This is a genomic window from Streptomyces sp. DSM 15324 (assembly GCF_001514285.1).
In the GTDB taxonomy this organism is placed as follows: domain Bacteria; phylum Actinomycetota; class Actinomycetes; order Streptomycetales; family Streptomycetaceae; genus Streptomyces.
Window position 1 is genome coordinate 86,210 of the sequence record NZ_KQ949041.1, and the last position, 22,895, is coordinate 109,104.

The 22,895-nt window shown below is 71.8% G+C and carries 22 protein-coding genes; 6 read left to right on the forward strand and 16 right to left on the reverse strand.

The window, feature by feature from the left end; genetic code table 11:
• Positions 1-67: 67 nt before the first annotated feature.
• The 15 genes from AQJ58_RS45775 to AQJ58_RS38730 form a co-directional block, all read right to left on the reverse strand.
• Positions 68-1,465 (reverse strand): glycosyltransferase 87 family protein, encoded by a 1,398-nt coding sequence (locus AQJ58_RS45775; RefSeq protein WP_067259111.1) that lies wholly within the window; start codon positions 1,463-1,465, stop codon positions 68-70.
• Entirely contained in the window at positions 1,462-2,859 is a 1,398-nt protein-coding gene (gene mptB / locus AQJ58_RS38665) for a polyprenol phosphomannose-dependent alpha 1,6 mannosyltransferase MptB (protein WP_067259113.1), read from the reverse strand. Before mptB ends, AQJ58_RS45775 begins: the two co-directional genes overlap by 4 nt.
• A 171-nt stretch (positions 2,860-3,030) precedes the next feature.
• Positions 3,031-3,960, reverse strand: a complete 930-nt coding sequence (locus tag AQJ58_RS38670; RefSeq protein WP_067259178.1) for a glutaminase — start codon at positions 3,958-3,960, stop codon at positions 3,031-3,033.
• Positions 3,961-4,016: 56 nt separating this feature from the next.
• The gene (aspA, locus tag AQJ58_RS38675; RefSeq protein ID WP_067259115.1) at positions 4,017-5,429 is read right to left on the reverse strand and encodes an aspartate ammonia-lyase; all 1,413 of its coding nucleotides are present in this window, start codon (positions 5,427-5,429) and stop codon (positions 4,017-4,019) included.
• Between the two features lie 268 nt (positions 5,430-5,697).
• Positions 5,698-6,714, reverse strand: coding sequence for an asparaginase (locus AQJ58_RS38680; RefSeq protein ID WP_067259116.1), 1,017 nt, complete (start codon positions 6,712-6,714; stop codon positions 5,698-5,700).
• A gap of 44 nt (positions 6,715-6,758) precedes the next feature.
• Complete coding sequence (locus tag AQJ58_RS38685) at positions 6,759-8,198, reverse strand: amino acid permease (RefSeq protein ID WP_067259118.1); 1,440 nt, start codon at positions 8,196-8,198, stop codon at positions 6,759-6,761.
• A complete protein-coding gene (locus AQJ58_RS38690; protein WP_067259120.1) occupies positions 8,195-8,872 on the reverse strand; it encodes a FadR/GntR family transcriptional regulator in 678 nt (225 codons plus the stop codon). Before AQJ58_RS38690 ends, AQJ58_RS38685 begins: the two co-directional genes overlap by 4 nt.
• Positions 8,873-9,065: 193 nt before the next feature.
• Entirely contained in the window at positions 9,066-9,902 is an 837-nt protein-coding gene (locus tag AQJ58_RS38695; protein ID WP_067259121.1) for an undecaprenyl-diphosphate phosphatase, read from the reverse strand.
• 94 nt (positions 9,903-9,996) lie between these two features.
• Positions 9,997-10,362, reverse strand: a complete 366-nt coding sequence (gene crcB / locus AQJ58_RS38700; protein ID WP_067259123.1) for a fluoride efflux transporter CrcB — start codon at positions 10,360-10,362, stop codon at positions 9,997-9,999.
• Positions 10,359-10,739 carry a DUF190 domain-containing protein gene (locus AQJ58_RS38705; protein WP_067259125.1) on the reverse strand — a complete coding sequence of 127 codons (381 nt, stop codon included), beginning with the start codon at positions 10,737-10,739 and terminating at the stop codon, positions 10,359-10,361. Before AQJ58_RS38705 ends, crcB (AQJ58_RS38700) begins: the two co-directional genes overlap by 4 nt.
• Positions 10,739-11,200 (reverse strand): fluoride efflux transporter CrcB, encoded by a 462-nt coding sequence (gene crcB / locus AQJ58_RS38710; protein WP_067259126.1) that lies wholly within the window; start codon positions 11,198-11,200, stop codon positions 10,739-10,741. Before crcB (AQJ58_RS38710) ends, AQJ58_RS38705 begins: the two co-directional genes overlap by 1 nt.
• A gap of 42 nt (positions 11,201-11,242) precedes the next feature.
• A complete protein-coding gene (locus AQJ58_RS38715; RefSeq protein WP_067259128.1) occupies positions 11,243-12,229 on the reverse strand; it encodes an SMP-30/gluconolactonase/LRE family protein in 987 nt (328 codons plus the stop codon).
• Between the two features lie 68 nt (positions 12,230-12,297).
• Complete coding sequence (locus AQJ58_RS38720) at positions 12,298-12,585, reverse strand: ArsR family transcriptional regulator (RefSeq protein WP_067259129.1); 288 nt, start codon at positions 12,583-12,585, stop codon at positions 12,298-12,300.
• Between the two features lie 204 nt (positions 12,586-12,789).
• Positions 12,790-14,358, reverse strand: coding sequence for a glycoside hydrolase family 53 protein (locus tag AQJ58_RS38725; protein ID WP_067259131.1), 1,569 nt, complete (start codon positions 14,356-14,358; stop codon positions 12,790-12,792).
• A 104-nt stretch (positions 14,359-14,462) separates the two neighbouring features.
• Positions 14,463-16,484 carry a beta-galactosidase gene (locus AQJ58_RS38730; RefSeq protein WP_067259133.1) on the reverse strand — a complete coding sequence of 674 codons (2,022 nt, stop codon included), beginning with the start codon at positions 16,482-16,484 and terminating at the stop codon, positions 14,463-14,465.
• Between the two features lie 160 nt (positions 16,485-16,644).
• Here AQJ58_RS38730 and AQJ58_RS38735 point away from each other — a divergent pair, with 160 nt between their 5' ends.
• The 6 genes from AQJ58_RS38735 to AQJ58_RS38760 all read left to right on the forward strand — a co-directional run bounded on the left by AQJ58_RS38735 (position 16,645) and on the right by AQJ58_RS38760 (position 21,750).
• The gene (locus tag AQJ58_RS38735; protein ID WP_067259134.1) at positions 16,645-17,964 is read left to right on the forward strand and encodes an ABC transporter substrate-binding protein; all 1,320 of its coding nucleotides are present in this window, start codon (positions 16,645-16,647) and stop codon (positions 17,962-17,964) included.
• Complete coding sequence (locus AQJ58_RS38740; RefSeq protein WP_067259136.1) at positions 17,961-18,884, forward strand: carbohydrate ABC transporter permease; 924 nt, start codon at positions 17,961-17,963, stop codon at positions 18,882-18,884. Before AQJ58_RS38735 ends, AQJ58_RS38740 begins: the two co-directional genes overlap by 4 nt.
• A complete protein-coding gene (locus AQJ58_RS38745; RefSeq protein ID WP_067259138.1) occupies positions 18,881-19,786 on the forward strand; it encodes a carbohydrate ABC transporter permease in 906 nt (301 codons plus the stop codon). The genes AQJ58_RS38740 and AQJ58_RS38745 overlap by 4 nt, the downstream gene beginning before the upstream one ends.
• Positions 19,783-20,814 carry a LacI family DNA-binding transcriptional regulator gene (locus tag AQJ58_RS38750; protein WP_067259140.1) on the forward strand — a complete coding sequence of 344 codons (1,032 nt, stop codon included), beginning with the start codon at positions 19,783-19,785 and terminating at the stop codon, positions 20,812-20,814. Before AQJ58_RS38745 ends, AQJ58_RS38750 begins: the two co-directional genes overlap by 4 nt.
• A gap of 113 nt (positions 20,815-20,927) precedes the next feature.
• Positions 20,928-21,293 carry a VOC family protein gene (locus AQJ58_RS38755; RefSeq protein WP_067259142.1) on the forward strand — a complete coding sequence of 122 codons (366 nt, stop codon included), beginning with the start codon at positions 20,928-20,930 and terminating at the stop codon, positions 21,291-21,293.
• Positions 21,294-21,357: 64 nt separating this feature from the next.
• Complete coding sequence (locus AQJ58_RS38760; RefSeq protein WP_067259144.1) at positions 21,358-21,750, forward strand: MarR family winged helix-turn-helix transcriptional regulator; 393 nt, start codon at positions 21,358-21,360, stop codon at positions 21,748-21,750.
• A gap of 27 nt (positions 21,751-21,777) precedes the next feature.
• Here AQJ58_RS38760 and AQJ58_RS38765 read toward each other — a convergent pair whose 3' ends face one another.
• Positions 21,778-22,884, reverse strand: a complete 1,107-nt coding sequence (locus AQJ58_RS38765) for a hypothetical protein (RefSeq protein WP_067259146.1) — start codon at positions 22,882-22,884, stop codon at positions 21,778-21,780.
• Positions 22,885-22,895 lie beyond the last annotated feature (11 nt).

Genomic DNA, 22,895 nt, shown 5'->3' on the forward strand with positions numbered 1-22,895 from the left:
CCCGCCGGGGCGGGCGCACCCTCGTCGTCACGGTGATGAACCCGCGGCAGGGCGGCGGGCACGCCGTCTACGAGGAGGCGCGCGAGCTGCTCGACTGGGGGTTCGCGGCCGGCGGACGGGTCGAGCCGGTGGGATCGCTGGACGCGCTGCGCGCCCGGCCCAGGGCCGCCGCCGGACCCGTGGCGGATCCGGCGGCGGACCCCGTGGCGCGGTCGGCGGCGCACGCGGCGGCCGTACCCGTCGCCGTCGCGGCCGGGCGGCCGGGCTGGTCGCAGGCGGCGGCGATCGCGGGGGCGGCCGTGCTCGGCGGGTCCGTCGTCGCGCTGGCGCTGTGGCTCGTGGGGCGGCGCTCGGCACGGGACTGACCGGCCGGCAGGAACAGCAGCAGGCCCAGCGTGACCCAGGTGTAGGTGTTGCTGCCGAGGAAGCCGTCGACGCCGGAGGCGTCGTCGAACCAGAGCCACACCACGCTGGTGCACAGCACCGCGTACAGGGCACCCGCCACGCGCGCGTGCCCGGCACGCAGCAGCACGGCGAACGACGGCAGCAGCCACACCAGGTGGTGCACCCAGGTGACCGGGCTGATCAGGCAGGCGGTGACGCCCGTGAGGGCGAAGGCCGCCTGCCAGTCCCCGGCGTCCCCCGCCCGCCGGGCCCGCCGGGCCCACACGGCCAGCACCACCAGGACCAGCGCCGCCCACACGGCCTTGCTGTCCACGCCGAGCCGGGCCAGGACACCCTGGAGCGACTGGTTCGACACATAGCCGAGCCGGCCCACCCGGCCGGTGTCCCACAGCGCCTGCGTCCAGTAGAACCGGGACGCCTCCGGGGCGACCAGGGCCGCTCCCGCCGTGGCGGCGGCCGCGACGGCCGTCGCCACGGCGGCCGCGCGCCGGCGGCGGGCGACCAGCAGCAGCCCGATGAAGACGGCCGGGGTCAGCTTCACGGCCGCCGCGAGTCCGATGCCGACTCCGGCCCAGCGGCCGCGGCCGCTCGCCAGCAGCCGGGCGTCGGCCAGGACCAGGGCCAGCAGGAGCAGGTTGACCTGGCCGAAGCTGACGGTGTCCCGCAGCGGTTCGAACAGGGCGAGCACACAGGCCGCGAGGACCGCGCCGTACCAGCCGTGCCGCCGCCAGCCCGGCCCCGCCAGCACCCGGAGGACGACGGCCAGCGCCGCCAGGTCGAGCAGCAGGGCGACGGCGATCGCGGTCCGCAGTCCGACCAGCGCCATCGGCAGCATGGTGACGGCCGCGAACGGCGGATAGGTGAAGCCGTACGGCGTCCCCGGCACCCGGTAGTCGTAGACGCGGCCGCCGTGGTGGATCCAGGTGTTGACGGTGCCGTAGTAGACGCGCAGGTCGAACCAGTCGCGCAGCAGCGGGACCGTGGCGGTGAACAGGGTGACGGCGGCGACCAGGCAGCCCAGCAGCAGCAGACGGCCGCGGTCGGTGGCGGGTGCTCTCATGCCGTACGTACCGGCGCGGCCGGCGCCTGGGCCGCGAGGTGGGCCTGCCACAGGACGACCACGGCGAGCGCGCCGCCGCATACCGCGAGGAGCAGCCGGCTGCCGTCGGCGGGCCCGCCGTCCGGCAGGACGGCGAGGGCGAGGACACCGGCCACGGCCGCCGTGCGGTGCCGCACCGGCGTACTCGGGGCCGCCGCGGCGATGAGGAACAGGCCCCACAGCGCGTACCAGGGGCGGATCGCCGGGCCGAAAGCGGCCACCGTGGCGAGGCTCAGACCGAGCGCGTACACCGGGCGGGGGCGCAACCGCCACCAGATGGCGACCAGGGCGACGGCGGTGACGGCCAGGCCGAACGCGTGCCAGGCGGGGACGGCCAACGGGGCGAGATCGCTGCCGAGGTGTTCGAGGAGGGCGCCGGTGGCGCGGCCGAGGAGGCTGGTGAGGGCCCAGTTCTGCGGGGACACCGGCGTGTTCAGGGCGGCTATCCAGCCGTAACCGGTGCCCGCGAGGGCGGTCGCGGCGACCGTGGTGGCGGCGCAGGCGGCCAGGGTGGTCAGCACGGCCCGCGCGGGATGCCGGCCCGCGCGCACGGCCAGCAGCACGACCGCGGCGAGCCCGAGGATCGCCGGGGCCTTGACCAGGGCGGCGAGCGTGACGAGGACGGCCGCCGGGACCGGTCGCCTGGCGAGCGCGGCGACCAGGCCGATGCCGAGCAGGCCCAGCATGACGGCGTCGTTGTGGGCGCCCGCCACCAGGTGCAGCAGCACCAGCGGGTTGAGGACGCCCAGCCACAGGGCGGCGGCCGGATCGGCGCCGCTGTGCCGGGCGAGCCGGGGCAGCGCGACCGCCATCAGCGCCACCCCGCACAGTGCGACCAGCCGCATGCCGAGCAGCCCGGCGGGCAGTTCACCGCGGGTCAGGCCGTACAGCGCGGCGGCGACGGCCATGAAGACCGGTCCGTACGGGGCTCCGGTGTGCTGCCACAGCGGGGCCACCTCGGCCGCGAGCGGGCCGCCGAGCCGGGCCGGGCCGTGGGTGTACACGTCGATGTGGGCGTCCACCATCGCACCCTGGGCGAGATAGCTGTAGACGTCCCGGCTGAACAGCGGCGGCCCCACCACCAGGGGCGCCGCCCAGACCGCGAGGACGAGCACCAGGGCGCGTGGCGCGGGCGGGTCGGCGCCGCGGACGAGCCCGCCCAGCAGGACCCAGGCCGCGGTCAGCAGCACCAGCCCGAAGTACACGCCGACCAGCCCGAGGACGGCGTGCGCGGAGGACGGGGCCAGAAGCTCCCGGGCGGGCAGCGCGCCGGCGCTCTCGCCGCCCAGCGCGAGACAGGCCGTACCGGCCAGGCCGATGACCTGGCAGCGACGGAGATCGACGGGGAAACCCATGGCCAACACTCGGTCAGCGTGTCAACGCGGGGTGGCCGGAACCTGACGTGCCGCCCTCCGCCCGGGGACCTGCGCGTGACCGGTGCGTTTCCCCGCGCGCGGGGCGTTGGGTCCGGCGTTCGTGGCGGGCGTCGGGGGTCGGGCGTCGGGCGTCGGGCGTCGGGCGTCGGCTCAGAACACCGACAGGCCGGTCAGGGTCGTGAAGCGGTCCAGGGCCGCGACGCCCGCCACCGAGTTGCCGTGTTCGTCCAGGCCCGGGCTCCAGACGCACAGGGTGCAGCGGCCGGGCACGACGGCGATGATGCCGCCGCCGACCCCGCTCTTGCCGGGCAGCCCGACGCGGTAGGCGAAATCGCCGGCCGCGTCGTAGGTGCCGCAGGTCAGCATGACCGCGTTGACCTGCTTGGCCTGGCTGCGGGTCAGCAGCCGGGTGCCGTCGGCGCGGATGCCGTGCCGGGCGAGGAAGGTGGTGGCGAGGGCCAGGTCGGCACAGGACGCGGTGAGCGAGCACTGGCGGAAGTACTGGTCGAGGAGGTCCGGCACCGGGTTGTCGATGTTGCCGTAGGACGCCATGAAATGGGCGAGGGCGGCGTTGCGGTCGCCGTGGGCGGACTCGGACGCGGCGACCTGCGCGTCGAAGTCGAGCCCGGGGTTGCCGCTCTCGGCCCGCAGGAAGGCGCGGAGCGTGCCGGACGCGTCTTTGGTATGCGTCTGGAGGCGGTCGGTGACGACGAGGGCACCGGCGTTGATGAACGGGTTGCGCGGGATGCCGTGCTCGTACTCCAGCTGGACCAGGGAGTTGAAGGGGTTGCCCGAGGGCTCGCGGCCCACGTGCTCCCAGAGCACGTCGCCCTCGCGGGCCAGGTCGAGAGCGAGGGTGAAGACCTTGGTGATGGACTGCGTGGAGAACGGCTCGCGCCAGTCCCCCACGCCGTACACCGTGCCGTCGAGCTCGGCGACGGCCATGCCGAAGCTGCGCGGATCACGGGCGGCCAGCGCCGGGATGTAGTCGGCGGGCCGGCCGCGCCCCGGGGTGTGCTCCAGCTCCTCGGCTATGCGCTCCAGGACCGGCTGGAAGGCGAGGGACGACGTCGTTGTCATGATCACTATTGTGCCTCCGGGCCGGTCCTGGTGCGTCACCGCAGGTCAGGCAGGGGTCACAGCTGGGGTGCCCCGCTGCCGGCCAGCACCTCGGGGCGGAGCAGGTCGGCGAGCCGGTCGGCGGGCAACAGGCCCTTCTCCAGGACCAGTTCGGCGACGCCCCGGCCGGTGACGAGCGCTTCCTTGGCGATGTCGGTGGCCGCGGTGTACCCGATGTGCGGGTTGAGGGCGGTGACCAGGCCGATGGAGTTCTCGACCGTCGCGCGCAGGGTCTCGGTGTTGGCGGTGATGCCGTCGACACAGCGCTCGGCCAGGGTGAGGCAGGCGGCGCGCAGGTGCGTGATGCTCTCCGACAGCGAGTGCAGGATGATCGGCTCGAAGGCGTTGAGCTGGAGCTGTCCGGCCTCGGCGGCCATCGTGATGGTGACGTCGTTGCCGATCACCTCGAAGGCGACCTGGTTGACGACCTCGGGGATCACCGGGTTGACCTTGCCGGGCATGATGGACGAGCCGGCCTGCACGGGCGGGAGGTTGATCTCGCCGAGGCCCGCGCGCGGGCCGGAGGACAGCAGCCGCAGGTCGTTGCAGCTCTTGCTCAGCTTGACCGCGATCCGCTTCAGCACACCGGACATCTGGACGAACGCACCGCAGTCCTGGGTGGCCTCGACCAGGTTGGCGGCGGTGACCAGGGGCAGGCCGGTGATCTCGGCGAGGTGGCGGCGGGCGGACTCGGCGTATCCCGCGGGAGCGTTGAGCCCGGTGCCGATGGCCGTGGCGCCGAGGTTGATCTCATGGATCAGCTGGACGGCCTCGTCCAGACGGTTGCGGTCCTCGTCGATCATGACCGCGTACGCGGAGAACTCCTGACCGAGCGTCATCGGGACCGCGTCCTGCAACTGGGTACGGCCCATCTTGAGCACGCTGCGGAACTCGACGGCCTTGCGGCCGAAGGAGTCCTGCAGTACGGCCATCGCCTTGAGCAGGCCACGGACCGCGAAGACCGTAGCGATCTTGACCGCGGTCGGGTAGACGTCGTTGGTGGACTGGCCGAGGTTGACGTCCTCGTTGGGGTGCAGGTACTGGTACTGCCCCTTCTCGTGCCCCATCAGCTCCAGGGCCCGGTTCGCCACGACCTCGTTGGCGTTCATGTTGGTGGAGGTGCCGGCACCACCCTGGATCACGTCCACGACGAACTGGTCGTGCAGCTTGCCCGCGCGGATCTCGCGGCAGGCGGCGACGATCGCGGCGGCCTTCTCGGGCGCCAGCAGACCGAGTTCCTCGTTGGCGAGGGCGGCGGCCTCCTTGACGGCGGCGAGCGCGTCGACCAGGTGCGGGTAGGCGGAGATGGTGGCGCCCGTGATGGGGAAGTTCTCGGTGGCGCGCAGGGTGTGAACGCCCCAGTACGCGTCGGCGGGGACGTCCCGGTCGCCGAGCAGGTCGTGTTCGCTGCGGGTGGCTGCGGCGGTCATGAGGTACGAGTCCTCTTTCTGAGGTGATGAGGGTGAGGGGGGAGCCGGCGACGCCGGCCGGCACGGCGGCCGGCTCGGACGGAACGGGGTGGGTCCGCCCGAGCCGGCCGGAACACCGGACCGGTGGTGACCGGACCGGCGGGTTCGGGGCCGCCGGCGTGGGTACAGCCGACGCCGCGGGGAACGGCTCGACCGATCGGGCCGCCGGACGACCCGACCGGGCCGTCCGCCGGTGGCCACCGCGCACACTCGGTGGCCACCGGAGTCATCAGGCGCAGGCGCGGACGGTCACCGGGTCCAGGGCCCGTACCGGGCGGACCGAGCCGACCGGTTCGCCGCCGCCGAGCAGCGCCTCGCCCGCGAACTCCGTGAGGAGGGCGGGGTCGACGCCCGCACGGGCGAGGGCGGCCGCGGCGACCGGGATCCGGGCCCGGTTCGCGCCGTCGGAGATCTTGACGGCGACCGCCCGGCCGTCGGGCAGGGCGGCGACCTGGACGCCCTCGAAGCCGTCCTTGGCGAGCAGACCGGGAACGGCCCGCATCAGGGCGGCCACGTCCCGGTCGGCGCCGGAGGCCATCTCGGCGTGGTCGCGCATGGCGTCCGCGACCCGGGCCTCGGGGGTGCCGGGCACCGCCGTGGTGATCCGGGCGGCGGCCCGGGCGAGCCCGTGCAGGGAGACGGAGAAGAGCGGGGCGCCGCACCCGTCGACGGTGACCCGGGCGATCCGCTGTCCGGTGAGGTCCTCGATGATCTCCGCGATCGCCTGCTGGAGCGGGTGCTCCGGGGCGAGGTAGTCGTCGAGGGACCAGCCGTTGAGCTTGCAGGTGTACAGCATGGCCGCGTGCTTGCCGGAGCAGTTGTGCGCGAGACGGGAGGGTTCGCGGCCCTCGCGTATCCAGGTGTCGCGGACCGCCGGGCCGTACGGCATGTCCTTGACGTTGCGCAGGTCGTCCTCCGTGAGGCCGGCCAGCTCGAGGATCCGCCGTGTCCCGGCGAGGTGGCGTTCCTCGCCGGAGTGGCTGGCGGCGGCGAGCGAGAGCAGCTCGCCGTCGAGCGGGAGTCCGGCCCGCAGCATCGCGACCGCCTGCAGGGGCTTGAGCGCGGAGCGCGGGTAGAAGGCGGCCTCGATGTCGCCGAGCTGGAACTCGACGTCACCGCCCGCTCCGCGGACAACGACCGAGCCGTGGTGGACGCCCTCGATCACTCCGCCTCGGACGAGGTGGGCGACGGGAGCGTGGAGGGGTTCACGGATCACGGGGGCGTCCGCGAGGGAACTGCTGTACATCACTGCCTGTATCGCTGGGGAGTCGTCGTGGGCCGGCGCCGGGTTCACACGTCGGCCTTGGCCTGGGCGCGCTCGATGCGGCCGCGGATGGCGTACCAGCCGGCGACGAGCGCTCCGATGATCAGCGGCAGGCACAGCACGGTGGTGCGTCCGGCGCCGCCGTCGGCGTACATGAGGACCAGGACCGAGGCGAGGAAGAACAGGGTGACGAGCTCGGTCCAGGGGGAGCCCGGGAGCTGGTAGCCCGGGCGGGTCAGCTCGCCCTTCTGGGTCTTCTGCCAGAAGAGGAGGTGACAGATCATGATCATGCCCCAGGTGGAGAGGATGCCGATCGCCGCGAAGTTCAGGACGATCTCGAAGGCGTCCGCCGGGACCACGAAGTTCAGGCCGACGCCCAGGACGCAGATGCCGCTGGTGAGCAGGATGCCGCCGTAGGGGACCTGGGTGCGGCTCATCTTCGCGGTGAACTGCGGGGCGGAGCCGTTGACCGCCATGGAGCGCAGGATGCGGCCGGTGGAGTAGAGGCCGGAGTTCAGGGAGGACATGGCCGCCGTGAGGACGACCAGGTTCATCACGCCGCCGGCCGCCGGGACACCGATGTTGGACAGCACGGTGACGAACGGGCTCTCGCCGGCCGTGTACTTGTTCCACGGGAGCAGCATCGACAGCAGGACGACCGAGCCGACGTAGAACAGGCCCACGCGCCACATGATCGAGTTGATCGCCTTCGGCATGATCTCCTCGGGGTTCTCGGTCTCGCCGGCGGCGACACCGACCAGCTCGACCGAGGCGTAGGCGAAGACGACGCCCTGGATGATCAGCAGCATGGGCAGCAGGCCGTTGGGGAAGACGCCGCCATTGTCGGTGATCAGGGAGGGGCCGGGGGTGATGCCGTCCACCGGGTGCTGGGTGACCAGCAGGTAGATGCCGATACACATGAAGACGACCAGGGCGCTGACCTTGACGATGGCGAACCAGAACTCCAGTTCGCCGAAGATCTTCACCGAGATGAGGTTCACGGAGAGGACCACGGCCAGCGCGATCAGGGCGATCACCCACTGCGGGATGTCGGAGAACATGCCCCAGTAGTGGGTGTAGGTCGCGACCGCGGTGATGTCGGCGATCCCGGTGGTGGCCCAGTTCAGGAAGTACATCCAGCCGGCCGTGTACGCGCCCTTCTCGCCGAGGAACTCCCGGGCGTACGACACGAAGGCGCCGGATGACGGGCGGTACAGGACGAGTTCGCCGAGCGCGCGCACGACGAGGAACGCGAAGACGCCGCAGACGGCGTACGCGACGAAGAGGGAGGGCCCGGCGTCGGCGAGCCGGCCGCCCGCGCCGAGGAAGAGGCCGGTGCCTATGGCACCGCCGATCGCGATCATGTTGACGTGCCGGTGCTTCAGCGACTTGCTGTAGCCGTGGTCTCCGGCGTCGATGTGACCGGACGAGGGGCGCGTCTCGTCTTTGAGGTGCTGTTCGCTCACGCCTCGGGTCCGCCTTCCAGGGGAGTGATCGTGCCAGGGGAGCGCACGATGTCGGTGAGGGTCGTCTCGACGCGGTCGAGGTGATGGCTCATCGCCGCCACCGCGTCATGCTCGGAACCGTCGATCAGGGCCTCGACGATGGCCCGGTGCTCGCGGTTGGACTGTTCGCGCCGGCCGCCCAGCTCATTGAGGAAGGCCGACTGACGCGCCAGTGCGTCCCGGATCTCCTCGATGACCCGGCGGAAGACCGGGTTCTGGGCGGCTTCGGCGACGGCCAGGTGGAAGAGGGTGTCCATCGCGACCCACGCGGTGGTGTCCGTCTCCCGTTCCATGCGGTCGAGCAGATGGGCCAGGTGGTCCAGGTTCTCCGGGGTGCGGCGCGCGGCCGCGTACCCGGCGACCGGGATCTCGATGTGGCGGCGCACTTCCAGCAGGTCGCTGGCCGCGTAGTCGCCGAAGGTGGGGTCCTCGACGGTGTTCGCGATCACGAAGGTGCCCTTGCCGGTCTTGGCGACCGTCAGGCCCATGGTCTGCAGGGCGCGCAGCGCCTCGCGCAGCACGGGCCGGGACACCTCGAGCGTGCGGCAGAGCTCCGCCTCGGAGGGGAGCTTCTCACCGATGGCGTATTCGCCACGCTCGATGGCGCCGCGGAGGTGGCCGAGCACCGCTTCCATGGCGCTGACGCGCCGTGGTGCCGAACCACCTGTCTGGCTGTCTGACAGGTTCACGGGAGTGATGTTCCGGTTTATGTATGGCTGGTGTCAAGGGTGCCGAAACTAAAAATTCAGCGGGCGGGAGTCCCGTATCAGACTTCCCGCCCGCCGGTGATCGCGCAGGTGACCGGGCCGGTGATCGGCCGCCCGGAGATCAGCCGTTCAGCACACCGGTGCCGAGCAGCCCGAACAGCAGGACGCCGATGGCGATCCGGTAGATCACGAAGGCGTTGAAGGAGTGCTTGGCGACGAACTTCAGCAGCCAGGCGATGGAGGCGTACGCCACCACGAAGGAGACGGCGGTGCCGACGGCCAGCGGTGCGGCGCCCACGCCGGTGCCGAGCGCGTCCTTCAGCTCGTACAGGCCGGCGCCGGTCAGGGCGGGGATGCCGAGGAAGAAGGAGAGCCGGGTGGCGGCGACGCGGTCGAGGTCCAGGATGAGCGCGGTGGACATGGTGGCGCCGGAGCGGGAGAAGCCGGGGAAGAGCAGCGCGAGGATCTGGGAGCTGCCGACGAGCATGGCGTCCTTGAACGAGGTGTCGTCCTCGCCGCGCTTGTGCCGGCCCATCTGGTCGGCCGCCCACATCACCACGCTGCCGGCGATCAGCGACCCCGCGACGACCCACAGGGAGGCCAGCGGGCCCTCGATGAGGGGCTTGGCGGCGAGGCCGACGACCACGATCGGGATGGTCGCGTAGATCACCCACCAGGCGAACTTGTAGTCGTGGTGGACGCGCTCCTCACGGTGGCGCAGACCCCGGAACCAGGCCGACACGATCCGCACGATGTCCTTGCGGAAGTACACCAGCACGGCGGCGATCGCCCCGACCTGGATCACCGCCGAGAAGCCGACGACCGCGTCGTCGTCGACCGGGATGCTCATCAGGCCCTCGGTGATCTTCAGATGGCCGGTGGAGGAGACGGGGAGGAACTCGGTCACTCCCTCGACGGCTCCGAGGACGACGGCTTGGCCGACGGAGATGGCGCTCATGGAATCCAGTTCTGAGGAGACGGGTCGGTCGACAATGCTGTAGACGGTCGAGTGGTGTACACAGTCCTACCAGGCGCGGACGGGTGCGGACCGTCTACGACCACACCGCCTGACCTATGGCGACCCCCGCGAACGCGGCCCCCAGGCCCGCGACCAGGCTCCCGAGGACGTTGGCGGCGGCGTAGAGGCCCGCGCCGGTCTCCGTCAGCCGGAGCGTCTCGTACGAGAACGTCGAGTACGTGGTCAGGGCCCCGCAGAAGCCCGTACCCAGGAACAACCGCAGGTCGGGACCGACGGAGGCGGCCCCGGTCAGGGTGCCGAGGAGGAGACAGCCGGTCACGTTGACGACGAAGGTGCCCCAGGGGAACACCGAGTCGTGCCGGGACTGCACCGCGCGGTCGGTGAGATAGCGCGCGGGGGCGCCGATCATGCCGCCCGCGACGACCACCAGCCAGTTCACAACGACTTCTTACCCTTCACGTCCGTTTCGTCCTGGTTCTTGGCGCGGCCCCCGTACCTGATCACATGGCACTCGTCGAGCACGGCAAGGCCGTCGACGACCAGCTCCTCGAGCTGCGGCAGGAAGGCCTGCACCCGCTCCTCTGTGTCCACGACGACGATCGCGACCGGGAGGTCCTCGCTGAGCGAGAGCAGCCGCGAGGTGTGGATCCGGGAGGAGGCGCCGAAGCCCTCGACCCCGTGGAAGACACTGGCGCCGGCGAGTCCTGCCGCGTGGGCGCGGTGGACGATCTCGCTGTAGAGGGGCTTGTGGTGCCAGGTGTCGTTCTCGCCGACGAACACGGTCAGGCGCAGGGCGTTGCCCGTCAGCCTCGTCATCACTGCCTCCTGAGGCGGGTGGGCAGGGCGCGGCGGGTCGCGGTGGCGGCGACCCACACGGCGCCGAGGGCCGCGCACAGGGTCGCGGCGAGGTAGGCGAACGCGGTGCCGGGGCGGCCCGCGTCGACCAGCCGCTGGATCTCCACGGTGTACGTCGAGAAGGTGGTGAAACCACCGAGGACGCCGGTGCCGAAGAACGGGCGCACCAGCCGGTGCACGGTCAGCACCTCGGTGATCAGCACCAGGAAGACGCCGATCACCGCGCAGCCGGCCACGTTCACCCAGAAGGTGCCCCAGGGGAAGCCGCCGCCGGCCGTGGGCCACCGAAGCGCGGCGGCGTAGCGGGCGGCGGCGCCGATCCCGCCGCCCACGGCGACGACCGCGACCACCGGGAGCTGACCGGTCCCGGTGGTCCCGCGCGGGGTCCTGGTGCGGAGGCTCTCGGCCTCGGGAGCTGACATGTCGCACCAGCGTATCGCCGCACCGGGGCACCGAGGGCGCGGTCAGGACCGGTCAGGGGTGCCGCTCGGGCGGGGGGCCTCGCAGACGGCGAGGCCGGGTTCGCGCAGGCTGCCGAGGATCAGCCGGCCGCCCGCCTCGCAGACGCTGGTCACCATGCGGTAGCCGGAGCGGCGGCGGGTGAGGTGGGCGACGGTCCGGCCGTCGTCGTCGAGCGCGAGGACCCCGATCGTGCCCGAGGGGCGGTACGGCGCGTGCAGGGCCGCGCGGGCGGCGCGGCGGCGTACGGCGGGGCCGGCGCGGTGCAGGAGGTCGAGCGGGGGGACGCGCGGGCCGGCCAGGGCGATCCAGATCGGACCGTCGGGGGTGCCCCGCCAGAGGTTGTCGGGGAAACCGGGCAGGTTCTCGGCGAAGGGTTCGGCCCCTCCGGCGCGGGAGCCGGTGAGGTGGAACCGGGTGAGGCGGCGGGCGCCGGTCTCGGCGACGACCAGGAACGCGTCGTCGGCGCCGCGGGCGATCCCGTTGGCGAACTGGAGGCCCTCCAGGACGACCTCGGCGTCGTCCGCGCCCGGGGCGAGGCGCAGCAGCCGCCCGGTGCCGGTGTGTTCGACGAGGTCGCCCATCCAGTCGTGGAGGGGGTGCACGCGGGTGGAGACGGTGAAGAAGACCGTGCCGTCGGGCAGGGCGACGACGTTGCTGCAGAAGCGCAGCCGCTCCCCCGCCGCCGTCCGGGTGAGCACACGCACGTTGTCCGGGCCGCCCTCGGGATCGACGCGCAGCAGGGCGCCCTCGGCGTCGCATACCAACAGGTCGCCGTCGGGGAGGAGTTCGAGGCCGAGCGGGCGGCCGCCGGTCTCGGCGACGCAGGTGACGCGGGTCGCGGACGGGTCGTCCAGGCCGTCGATCCGCAGGATCCGTCCGTCGGCCACCCCGGTCAGCACCCGTCCGAGGGAGTCGGCCACGACGTCCTCGGGTCCGTGCCCGGGGAGAGTGAGGTACCTGATCGGAACGAGGGCCGTCCGAGGGTCCATCGGGGTCCGCCTTCCTGGAGGGGGCGGCCATCCTCACAGGGGCCCGGGCGTGCGTTCCCGGGAGCCGGTCACCACCCCTTCTCGAACATGCGCGCCACCTCGGCGATGCGGATCTCGTCACGCCGGTAGTACACACGCCGCTTGACGCGGGTGGCGCGCAGCAGGCCGAGGTCGGTGAGCAGGGCGAGATGGGAGTCGGCGACCCCGCGGCGCACCCCGAGCTTCGCCGCGACGGCGTCCGCGCTGACGCCGTCCTCGACGAGGTCGGCGTGTCGCTGGGGCGGGAAGTGCCGGTGCGGCTCCTTGAGCCATTCCAGGATGACCAGTCGTCTCTCCCCCACGGGCGTCCTCTGCATCGTCGTCCTCCTCCGTCCGGGCCTCCTGGTGCCGTGTCGTCCCACTCTTCCGCAGTCGGGGGTGCCGTGTCCCGCACTCCGCAAGCCTTGGCCGGGATCCAACAGGCCTTCCGCATGGGGCAGTTCGGGCGCAGGGGCGGACGGCCGCGGGTGCGGGCCCGGCCGCGGGGTGCGGCCGGGCCCCGGTGTACCGGGTGGCGGGAGTCAGCGGTGGCTGAACCACGCCAGGGAGGGCAGGGCCCTGTCGTCGTAGCCGAACAGGGCCTGGTTCTCCCAGCCGTTGCCGGAGGTGGCGTCGGCCGGGTCCCAGCCGTTGCCGCTGACGGCGGTCCAGGTCGCCTCCCAGGAGAAGACGCCGAGCCCGCGGCCGTTCGGCACCGCCTCCACGATGTTCGCGACGGCGTTCATCCAGGCGAGCTGTCCGGCCGCGCTCGCCGGGTAGCCGCTGACCAGTTCACCGGTGGTGTCGATCTGGTTGGTGAGCGAGTCGTCGCTGTCGAGCCGGAAGGGGTAGGCCGTCTCGGCGACGAACACCGGCTTGGAGTACCGGGCGGCCACGTCGTCCAGGGTGGTCTGGGCGGCGGCGAGCGAGCCGTGCCAGTAGCCGTAGTACGACAGGCCGATCACGTCGTAGGTGACGCCGTACGTCCTGGCGTTGTCGAACCACCGGCGGACGGCGGCGTCGTCACCGGCGTTGGCGAGGTGCAGGGCGACCGTCGTGCCGGAGGAGACGGCCTTGACGGCGCTGTAACCGGAGTTGAGCAGCCCGGCGAGCTGCGGCCAGTTGTCGGTGGAGCCCTCGGACCACAGCATGCCGCCGTTGATCTCGTTGCCGACCTGGACCATGTCGGCCGTGGTGCCCTGCGCCTTCAGCGCGTTGAGCACGTCGTACGTGTGGTTGTAGACGTCCGTCCTGAGCCGGCTGTAGGAGTGGCCGGACCAGGCGGCGGGCTTGGTCTGCTTGCCGGGGTCGGCCCAGGTGTCCGAGTAGTGGAAGTCGACCAGCAGCTTCATGCCGGCGGCCTTGATCCGCTTGGCCATGGCCAGGACGCGCGTCCTGTTGTTGTAGCCGTCGGCGGGGTCGACCCAGACCTTCAGGCGCGCGTAGTTCATGCCGGCGTTCTTCAGGATGGTGACCGCGTCGCCGGGGGTGCCGGAACCGGTCCGGTAGACACCGCCGTGGGCCTCGCTCTTGGCGAGGGAGGAGATGTCGGCCCCCTTGACGGACAGGCCGGTCGATCCAGGCGTGAAGGTCAGGTCGTCGACGTTGATCCAGTTGCCGGCGTGCGCGTCACTGTTGACGCTGAGGGTGCACTGGTTGTTCGTCACCTTGATCGACGTGACGATCCGCACCCAGCTGCTGGTGGACACCGGCAGATCGGTGCGCTGTTCGGCGCTGCCGCAGTTCTTCAGCGCGAGGTAGGCGGAGTTCTGGCCGCCGCCGGAGCGGACCCAGGCGGTGAGGGTGTAGTTCCCGTTGGTCAGCCCGGAGAGGTACTGGTACGTCTCCACCTTGTAGGCGGTGGACGCCCAGTGGGTGAGGCGGTAGCCGCCGGTGTGGCCGCCGGACTCGGTGAAGGAGGCGGCGTTCTGGCCCGCCGCCGAGTAGGTGGACCAGCCCGCGGGGGTGGCGGTGCCGGTGCCGTCGGACTCGAAGCCGCCGTTGGTGAGCGTGCTCGCCGCCCGGGCGGCCTGCGCGGGCAGCGCGGTCAGGGCGAGCCCCGCGACCAGCGGCAGCAGCAGGGCTCTGAGGGTGCGTCTGGGATGGAACATCGTCGTCCGTCGTCCCTTCGACGTAGGGGGGTGGGCTCCCTCGGACGAGGGAGGGACCCCCTCCGCCCGCGGCTCGCGGCTCCACGGGCGGAGGGGGAGTCGGCTCAGCCGTCGAGTCGCACGACCCGGACGGCTCCCGCCGGGACCGCGAGGCGGCCGGCGGCGCGTTCACCCGTCAGCAGTTCGGTGCCGGAGGCCCCCAGCGGCACCTTGGCGTCGGCCGCCGTGTGGTTGACGGCGAAGAGGTAGCTGCCGCTCTCCCCGGAGCGGCGCACGACCTCGACGTCGTGGGGCAGGTCGGCGCGCGGGTCGAGGCGCGCGTCCTCGGCGGCCCGGCCGAGGAGGGCGTCCAGTCCCTCGCGGCCGAGGCGGGTGGAGACGTACCAGGCGGTGCCGTCGCCGAGGCGGTGCCGGGTGACGGCCGGCCGGCCGGCGGTGAGGCCGTCGGCGTACGTCCAGACGGTCTCGGCGCCGCGCGGCACGACGAACTCGGTCCACACGTCACCGGCGAGTGCGGAGCCGTCGGGGCCGGTCAGCCGGACGCTCTGGTCCGCCAGCAGCGGGGAGAACTCCTCGACCGTCAGGCCCAGGACCTCACGCAGCGCGCCGGGGTAGGCGCCGTCGTGGACGCAGTCGTGCTCGTCGACGATGCCCGAGAAGTACGACACCACGAGCGTGCCGCCCCCCTCGACGTACTCCCGGAGGTTGTTCCCGGCCGCCTCCGTCATCAGGTACAGCGCGGGCACCACGACCAGGGGGTAGGCCGACAGATCGGCCTCGGGGTGGGCGAAGTCGACGGTCAGGTGGCGGTCGTAGAGCGCCTCGTAGAAGGCGTCGGCGCGCTCGCGGGCGTCGTGGTCCTCGCTGGGGCGCCAGGCCAGGTTCTGCGCCCACCAGGAGTGCCAGTCCCACAGGACGGCCACGTCGGCCTCGGTACGGGTGCCGCGGATCGTGGCCAGGGAGTCGAGGGACGCGCCGAGTTCGACCACCTCGCGCCACACGCGGGTGCCGGTGCCGCCGTGCGGGACCATCGCCGAGTGGAACTTCTCGGCGCCGCGCCGGGACTGGCGCCACTGGAAGAACATCGCACCCTCGGAGCCGCGGGCGACATGGCCAAGGGAGTTGCGGGCCATCTGGCCGGGGGCCTTGGCGGGGTTGCGGGGCTGCCAGTTGATGCCCGAGGTGGAGTGTTCGAGCAGGATCCAAGGGGCGCCGCCTGCGACGGAGCGGGTGAGATCGGCGGCCATCGCCAGGTTGACGTGGGTGCGGCGGCCGTCGGTGATGAGGTAGTGGTCGTTGGTGACGATGTCGACCTCGCGGCCCCAGGCCCAGTAGTCGACGGAGTCGCACTGGCTGAGGGCGGTCATGAAGTTGGTGGTGACCGGGACGCCCGGTGCGAGGCGGTGCAGGATGTCGCGCTCCGCGCGGAAGTTCTCGCGCATGGTGGCGTCGGCGAAGCGCTTGTAGTCCAGGGCCTGGGCCGGGTTGCCGACGGTGGGGGTGGCGCGCGGGGGGTTGATGTCCTCGAGGCGGGCGTAGCGCTGCCCCCAGAAGGCGGTGCCCCAGGCGCCGTTCACCGCCTCGACGGTGCCGTACGTCGTCGCGAGCCAGCGGCGGAAGTGGGCGGCGCAGGAGTCGCAGTAGCAGGCCGAGACGGGGACGCCGTACTCGTTGTGCACGTGCCACAGGGCGAGGGCGGGGTGGTCGCCGTAGCGCTCGGCGAGCCGGGTGGTGATGGTCGCGGCGGCCGCGCGGTAGGCGGCGTTGCTGTGGCAGATGGCGCCGCGCGAGCCGAACTCCAGGCGGACGCCGTCGGCCGTCACGGGCAGGGCGTCGGGATGGGCGCGGTAGAACCACACGGGCGGGACGACCGTGGGGGTGCCCAGGTCGACCCGGATGCCGTGCTCGTGGAGCAGGCCGATGACCCGGTCCAGCCAGCCGAAGTCGTAGTGCCCGGGTGAGGGCTCGAGCAGGGCCCAGGAGAAGATCCCGACGCTCACCATGGTGACGCCGGCCTCCCGCATCAGGCGGACGTCCTCCTGCCAGACGGCTTCCGGCCACTGCTCGGGGTTGTAGTCCCCACCGAAGGCGAGCCCGGTAAGGCCCTTGGGGGTGGTCTCCGGCATGGATTGTCTCCCGTTTAATCGATCTTCTGGGAACGTGCACACACGGTTGCGGCGTTCGGAGGCCAACATAACCGCAGAGCAACAACCATTGACAAGTGTCCGGGATGTTTCTCTACTGTGAACGCTCACAGACACCAGGACCCAGGTCAGGGAGAGATCCATGCCCCACACGAAGCGCCGTCGCCTCGTGGCAACCGCCGTTGCCGTCACCCTCGGCAGCACCGCACTCGCCGCGTGCGGCTCATCCGGCGACGACAGCAAGTCCGAGTCCGGCCCGGTCTCGCTCACCTACTGGACCTGGACGCCCGGCATGGACAAGGTCGTCGACCTCTGGAACCAGGGCCCGGGCAAGAAGGACAGGATCACCGTCACGGTGAAGAAGCAGGCGTCCGGCGACACGCTGGTCACCAAGATCCTCACCGCGCACAAGGCGGGCAAGGCGCCCGACCTGGTGCAGGCCGAATACCAGGCGCTGCCGACGCTGGTCAGCAACGACGCGCTCGCGGACATAGCGAAGAACGTGGGCGACGCGAAGAGCAGGTTCGCCGACGGCGTGTGGCAGCAGACGACGCTGGGCACGGACGCGGTCTACGCGGTCCCGCAGGACATCGGCCCGATGATGTTCTACTACCGCGCCGACCTCTTCAAGAAGTACGGCCTGACGGTCCCGACGACCTGGGACGAGTTCGCCGAGACCGCCCGCGCGCTGAAGAAGAAGGCCCCGGACACCGACCTGACCACGTTCTCCGCCAACGACTCCGGCCTCTTCGCGGGCCTCGCCCAGCAGGCCGGCGCCACGTGGTGGACGACCTCCGGCGACACGTGGCGGGTCGGCATCGACGACGCGGCCACCCGGAAGGTCGCCGACTTCTGGGGCGGCCTGGTCAAGGAGGGCGCCGTCGACAACCAGCCGATGTACACCCCGGCGTGGAACAAGGCCCTGAACACCGGCAAGCAGATCGCCTGGGTCTCGGCGGTGTGGGCGCCCGGCACCCTGACCACCGCCGCGCCCGACACCAAGGGCAAGTGGGCCATGGCCCCGCTCCCCCAGTGGTCGGCCGGCGACCACGTCACCGGCAGCTGGGGCGGCTCCTCCACGGCCGTGACGACGGACTCCGGACACCGGGCGGCCGCCGCGAAGTTCGCGGCCTGGCTGAACACCGACGACGCTGCCCTCGCGGCACTGGCCAAGGAGGGCGGCATCTACCCGGCCGCCACGAACGCCCAGACCAGCGGCGCCTTCGCCACCCCGCCGGACTACTTCTCGACGCAGCCGGAGTTCTACACCCTGGCCGCCAAGATCGCGCGCACCACGGCTCCCTCGGCCTGGGGCCCCAACGTGAACGTGGCCTACCAGACCTTCAACGACGCCTTCGGCGCCGCCGCCAAGAACAAGTCGGACTTCTCCGCCGCCCTGAAGACCATGCAGGACGCCACGGTCGCCGACCTCGAGAAGCAGGGCTTCGAGGTCTCGAAGTGACCACCGCACGCCGGAAGCCGTACGGGGTCAAGGGGGCCCCGTACGCCTTCCTCCTCCCCGCCACGGTCCTGTTCTCGTCGTTCTTCGCGCTGCCCATCGGCTACGCGGTCTGGCTCAGCTTCCACAAGGTGCACGTCTTCGGCCTCGGGCTGGGCAAGGGCGCCCGCAGCGAGGTCTGGGCCGGCGTCGAGAACTACACGGACGCCCTCACCGACAGCGAGCTGCTGGACGGCGCGCTGCGCGTCCTCGGCTACGGCTGCATCGTCGTCCCCGTGATGCTGGGCCTGGCCCTGCTGTTCGCGCTGATGCTGGATGCCGAGAAGGTGCGGCTCGCCCCGTTCACCCGGCTCGCGATCTTCCTGCCGTACGCCGTCCCCGGGGTGGTGGCGGCGCTGCTGTGGGGCTTTCTGTACCTGCCGGACGTCAGCCCCTTCTCCTTCGTGCTGGAGAAGCTCGGCCTGCCGCAGCCGGACCTGCTGGACGGCGGCCCGCTGTACCTCGCCCTCTCCAACATCGCGGTCTGGGGCGGCACCGGCTTCAACATGATCGTCATCTACACCTCGCTCCGGGCCGTCCCGGCCGAGGTGTACGAGGCGGCGAAGCTGGACGGCGCCACCCCGCTGCAGATCGCCCTGCGGATCAAGATCCCGATGGTGGCGTCCTCGCTGGTGCTGACCTTCTTCTTCTCGATCATCGCCACGCTCCAGGTGTTCAACGAGCCGACCACCCTCAAACCGCTCACCAACTCCGTGTCCACGACGTGGAGTCCGCTGATGAAGGTCTACCGGGACGCGTTCGGCACGGGCGACATCCACCAGGCGGCCGCCGAGGCCGTGATCATCGCCCTCGCCACGCTGGTGCTGAGCTTCGGCTTCCTGCGGGCGGCGAACCGCCGTGACAAGCAGGAGGCAGCGGGATGAGTTCTCTCGCCGTACAGAAGTCGCCCGCAGCGGCCGGGACGACGGGCACGGCGCACCGCCGGCCGCCGCTGCGCAGCCGCACGGCGCTCGTCCCGACGGTCACGCTCCTGCTGGGCGCGCTCTACTGTCTGCTCCCCGTGGCGTGGGTGGTGATCGCCTCCACCAAGTCGGGCCGCGAGCTGTTCTCCACCTTCACCTTCCTGCCGGGCACCGGCTTCACCGACAACGTCAGGCAGCTCACCGCCTACCGCGACGGCGTCTACTGGGCGTGGATGGGCAACTCCGCCCTGTACGCCGTCCTCGGCGCGCTGCTGTCGACCGGCGTGTCGGCGTTCAGCGGCTACGCCCTGGCGACCTACCGCTTCCGCGGCCGTGAGACGGCGTTCAACGTCCTGCTCGCGGGCGTGCTGATGCCGCCGGTCATCCTGGCCGTCCCGCAGTACCTGCTGCTGGCCAAGGCGGACCTCACGGACTCCCACCTGTCGGTGCTGCTGCCGCAGATCCTCTCGCCGTACGGCGTCTACCTCGCGCGCATCTACGCGGCGGCCGCCGTGCCCGCCGACGTGGTGGAGGCGGGCCGGATGGACGGGGCGGGCGAGTGGCGGATCTTCACCCGGATCGCGCTGCCGATGATGGTGCCCGGACTGGTCACGGTGTTCCTGTTCCAGTTCGTGGCGGTGTGGAACAACTTCCTCCTGCCGTACATCATGCTCAGCGACGACGAGAAGTTCCCGATCACGCTCGGTCTGTTCACCCTCCTCGAACAGGGCTCGAACCAGCCCGCGCTCTACACCCTGGTGATCACCGGGGCGTTCCTCGCGGTGATCCCGCTGGTCGCGCTCTTCCTGGTCATTCAGCGGTTCTGGAGCCTGGATCTGCTCTCCGGGGCCGTAAAGTCATGACCATGAGCAATGCGGGGGCCCGGCGCAGACCGCCGACGATCCACGACGTGGCGCGGGAGGCAGGGGTCTCCCGCGGCACCGTCTCCCGGGTGCTCAACGGCGGGCACTACGTCAGCCCCGCGGCGGCGGAGGCGGTCAACGCCGCCATCCGCAAGACCGGTTACGTCGTGAACCGGCACGCCCGCTCGTTGATCACCGGCCGTTCGGACTCGGTGGGATTCCTGCTGACCGAGCCCCAGGAGCGGTTCTTCGAGGACCCGAACTTCAATGTGCTGCTCAGCGGCTGCACCCAGGCGCTCGCGGCGCACGACATCCCGCTGCTGCTGATGCTGGCGGGCACCAAGGACGAGCGGCGGCGCATCACCCGCTACATCACCGCCGGGCACGTCGACGGGGTGCTGCTGGTCTCCAGCCACTCCGGCGACCCGGTCGCGGAGGAACTGCGCGAGGCGGGGGTGCCGCTGGTCCAGTGCGGCAAGCCGATGGGGCTGCGTTCCAAGGTGAGCTATGTGGCGGCGGACGACCGGGACGGCGCCCGGGACATGGTGCGCCACCTGCTCTCGCTCGGCCGGCGCCGGATCGGCATGGTGAGCGGTCCGCTGGACACCCCGGGCGGTGTGGACCGGCTCGCCGGCTACAAGGAGGTGCTCACGGAGGCGGGCATCGGGATCGACGAGCGGCTCGTGGTCTCCGGCGACTACAGCCGGGCCAGCGGGGAGGCGGCCGCCGAACGGCTGCTGGCGCAGGCCCCGGATCTGGACGCCCTGTTCGTCGCCTCCGACCTGATGGCCCGGGGTGCGCTGACGGCGCTGCGCCGGGCCGGGCGCCGGGTTCCCGAGGACGTGTCCGTGGGCGGCTTCGACGACTCCGTCGCGGCGACGGAGGCGGTGCCCGCGCTCACCACGATCCGTCAGCCCTACGACCGGGTCAGCGCCGAGATGGTGCGCGTCCTCCTCGCCCAGATAGGGGGCGAGGACCCGGCGGCGGTGATCCTGCCGACGGAGCTGGTGAAGCGGGACTCGACCTGAGCGCCGGCGTCGGTCGGTCAGGATCGGAGAAGCGCGCTCCCCTCACCCGGGCCTAGCGTGAGACCACCGGCCCATCCCGCCGGAACCACGCGAAGACCGAGGAGTGACCGGCCATGACGACCACCACCGGTGTGCAGACGATCATCTACCCCGTGAAGGACCTGGAGCGGGCCAAGGCCGTGTTCGGGGCGCTGCTCCAGGTCGAGCCGTACGCCGACGAGCCCTACTACGTCGGCTACAAGGCGGCCGGCCAGGACGTCGGCCTCAACCCGAACGGGCACGCCCAAGGGCTGACCGGGGCGGTTCCGTTCTGGCACGTCACCGACATCCGCGGGCGGCTGGCGGCCCTGGTGGAGGCGGGGGCCGAGGTGCTCCAGGATGTGCAGGACGTCGGCAACGGCCGGCTGATCGCGTCGGTCAAGGACTCGGACGGCAACCTGGTGGGGCTGCTCCAGGACCCCCCGAAGAACCCCTCGTAGAACCGCCTCCACCCGCACTAGTTGCACACTCAACAAGAGCGGACAGGGGTGTTACCGTGCGGGTATGGCAGCGAAGACGGCCGGGGCGGGCCTCGAGGAGCGGTGGCGGGACATCCTGTCGGTGCACGCACGCACGATGTGCGAGATCGACCGCGCGCTGCACCCGCACGGCCTCGGCGCGAGCGACTTCGAGGTGCTCGACATCCTCGCCGCGGAGGCTCCCGGACAGGGCGAGCAGTGCCGGGTGCAGGATCTCGTGGGCCGGGTCCACCTCAGTCAGAGCGCCCTGTCCCGGCTGATCGGGCGGCTGGAGAAGGAGGGCCTGGTGGCCCGGGCCGTCTGTCTGGAGGACCGGCGCGGGGTGTATGTCACGCTCACCCGCAAGGGACGTGATCTGCACACGGAGGTGCTGCCGTTGCAGCGGGGCGTGCTGGAGCGGATGCTCGGCGGTTCCTGAGCACGTCGCCCCTTCGGGGCACTGGTCTCAGCCTTGTTCCTCCCCGGCGCGACGGTCCCCCGGCCGGCGGTCCGCCGGGCGGTGGGGTGGGATCGGGGTGGAGGGGAAGTCGCGTGGGCCCGTCCACAGGGCGGGGACCGCGTCGCAGCGGCGGCACAGCTCGTAGCCGACCGCCTCGTAGTTGACCCGCCAGCCCCGGAAGTGTGGCCAGGCCTCCTCGGGCCCGCGTTCCGCCCGGAAGCCCGTCGACTCCAGCATCGACACCGCCGCCTCGAACTCGGCATAGGTCAGACCGACGGGGTCGTCCGGGGCCGGGTCGGGGTCGAAGCCGAAGCGGATCGAGCGGGCGATGTCCCGCAGTGCGGTGAACCCCGCGCGCAGCACCAGCCGGGCCTCCGGCGGCGCGGTGCGCGGGGACAGCGCCAGTTGCAGGGCCGCCGCGTCCATCACCGCGATCAGCCCGACCAGCCAGCTGCGCTGCGGGCGCGGCGAGCGGAACGCCAGCAGCACCGGGTACGTCGCATGGCTCTCCCCCATGTCCGAGGCCAGCCGCTCCCAGGCGCGGTACAGCTCCGGCAGCGCGGTCTCGGTGTCGACCAGCCACTGCCGGGCGAGGATCTCGGGACCCCAGGCGGGCTCGCCGGCCCGCGACTGGAGCAGGGTGACCTCCAGCTCCCGGCGGTTGTAGGCGGCGTACAGGGTGGGAAGGTAGGCGATCTGGAGGGCGATGACGACCGGGCCGGTGATCGCGGCCGCGAAGTCGAGGACGGACAGCCGTACCCGGGCGCCGCTGGCGAAGCCCAGGGTGAACAGACTGGAGCCGGCCTCCCGGAAGGCGGTGGTCCAGCCGAGCGGGGACAGCGCGTACAGCAGCAGCCCGTATCCGGCCAGGGCGCCGAGCAGCCAGATCCCCAGCATGCCGACCAGCATCAGCGGGGCGAGCCAGGTCTGCCACCGGTCGACGGCCTCGTACCCGCGGCGCAGGGCGGCGAGGTGCAGCAGCCGGCGCAGGGTCCACCAGAGCCGGTACACGACCACGGAGTACAGGCCGCGCGGGACGACGAGGGTGCGCAGGACGCTTCCGAGCACCAGAGCGAGGACGAGTCCGCCGGCCGCACCGGAGAGCCAGATCATGGGGCCATTCT

Bases quoted from the DNA above. Each gene is read 5' to 3' on its own strand.
- AQJ58_RS45775 (WP_067259111.1), bottom strand. From the start codon at position 1,465: ATGAGAGCACCCGCCACCGACCGCGGCCGTCTGCTGCTGCTGGGCTGC.
- mptB (WP_067259113.1), bottom strand. From the start codon at position 2,859: ATGGGTTTCCCCGTCGATCTCCGTCGCTGCCAGGTCATCGGCCTGGCC.
- AQJ58_RS38670 (WP_067259178.1), bottom strand. From the start codon at position 3,960: ATGACAACGACGTCGTCCCTCGCCTTCCAGCCGGTCCTGGAGCGCATA.
- aspA (WP_067259115.1), bottom strand. From the start codon at position 5,429: ATGACCGCCGCAGCCACCCGCAGCGAACACGACCTGCTCGGCGACCGG.
- AQJ58_RS38680 (WP_067259116.1), bottom strand. From the start codon at position 6,714: ATGTACAGCAGTTCCCTCGCGGACGCCCCCGTGATCCGTGAACCCCTC.
- AQJ58_RS38690 (WP_067259120.1), bottom strand. From the start codon at position 8,872: ATGGAAGCGGTGCTCGGCCACCTCCGCGGCGCCATCGAGCGTGGCGAA.
- AQJ58_RS38695 (WP_067259121.1), bottom strand. From the start codon at position 9,902: ATGAGCGCCATCTCCGTCGGCCAAGCCGTCGTCCTCGGAGCCGTCGAG.
- AQJ58_RS38705 (WP_067259125.1), bottom strand. From the start codon at position 10,739: ATGACGAGGCTGACGGGCAACGCCCTGCGCCTGACCGTGTTCGTCGGC.
- crcB (WP_067259126.1), bottom strand. From the start codon at position 11,200: ATGTCAGCTCCCGAGGCCGAGAGCCTCCGCACCAGGACCCCGCGCGGG.
- AQJ58_RS38715 (WP_067259128.1), bottom strand. From the start codon at position 12,229: ATGGACCCTCGGACGGCCCTCGTTCCGATCAGGTACCTCACTCTCCCC.
- AQJ58_RS38720 (WP_067259129.1), bottom strand. From the start codon at position 12,585: ATGCAGAGGACGCCCGTGGGGGAGAGACGACTGGTCATCCTGGAATGG.
- AQJ58_RS38725 (WP_067259131.1), bottom strand. From the start codon at position 14,358: ATGTTCCATCCCAGACGCACCCTCAGAGCCCTGCTGCTGCCGCTGGTC.
- AQJ58_RS38730 (WP_067259133.1), bottom strand. From the start codon at position 16,484: ATGCCGGAGACCACCCCCAAGGGCCTTACCGGGCTCGCCTTCGGTGGG.
- AQJ58_RS38735 (WP_067259134.1), top strand. From the start codon at position 16,645: ATGCCCCACACGAAGCGCCGTCGCCTCGTGGCAACCGCCGTTGCCGTC.
- AQJ58_RS38745 (WP_067259138.1), top strand. From the start codon at position 18,881: ATGAGTTCTCTCGCCGTACAGAAGTCGCCCGCAGCGGCCGGGACGACG.
- AQJ58_RS38750 (WP_067259140.1), top strand. From the start codon at position 19,783: ATGACCATGAGCAATGCGGGGGCCCGGCGCAGACCGCCGACGATCCAC.
- AQJ58_RS38755 (WP_067259142.1), top strand. From the start codon at position 20,928: ATGACGACCACCACCGGTGTGCAGACGATCATCTACCCCGTGAAGGAC.
- AQJ58_RS38760 (WP_067259144.1), top strand. From the start codon at position 21,358: ATGGCAGCGAAGACGGCCGGGGCGGGCCTCGAGGAGCGGTGGCGGGAC.
- AQJ58_RS38765 (WP_067259146.1), bottom strand. From the start codon at position 22,884: ATGATCTGGCTCTCCGGTGCGGCCGGCGGACTCGTCCTCGCTCTGGTG.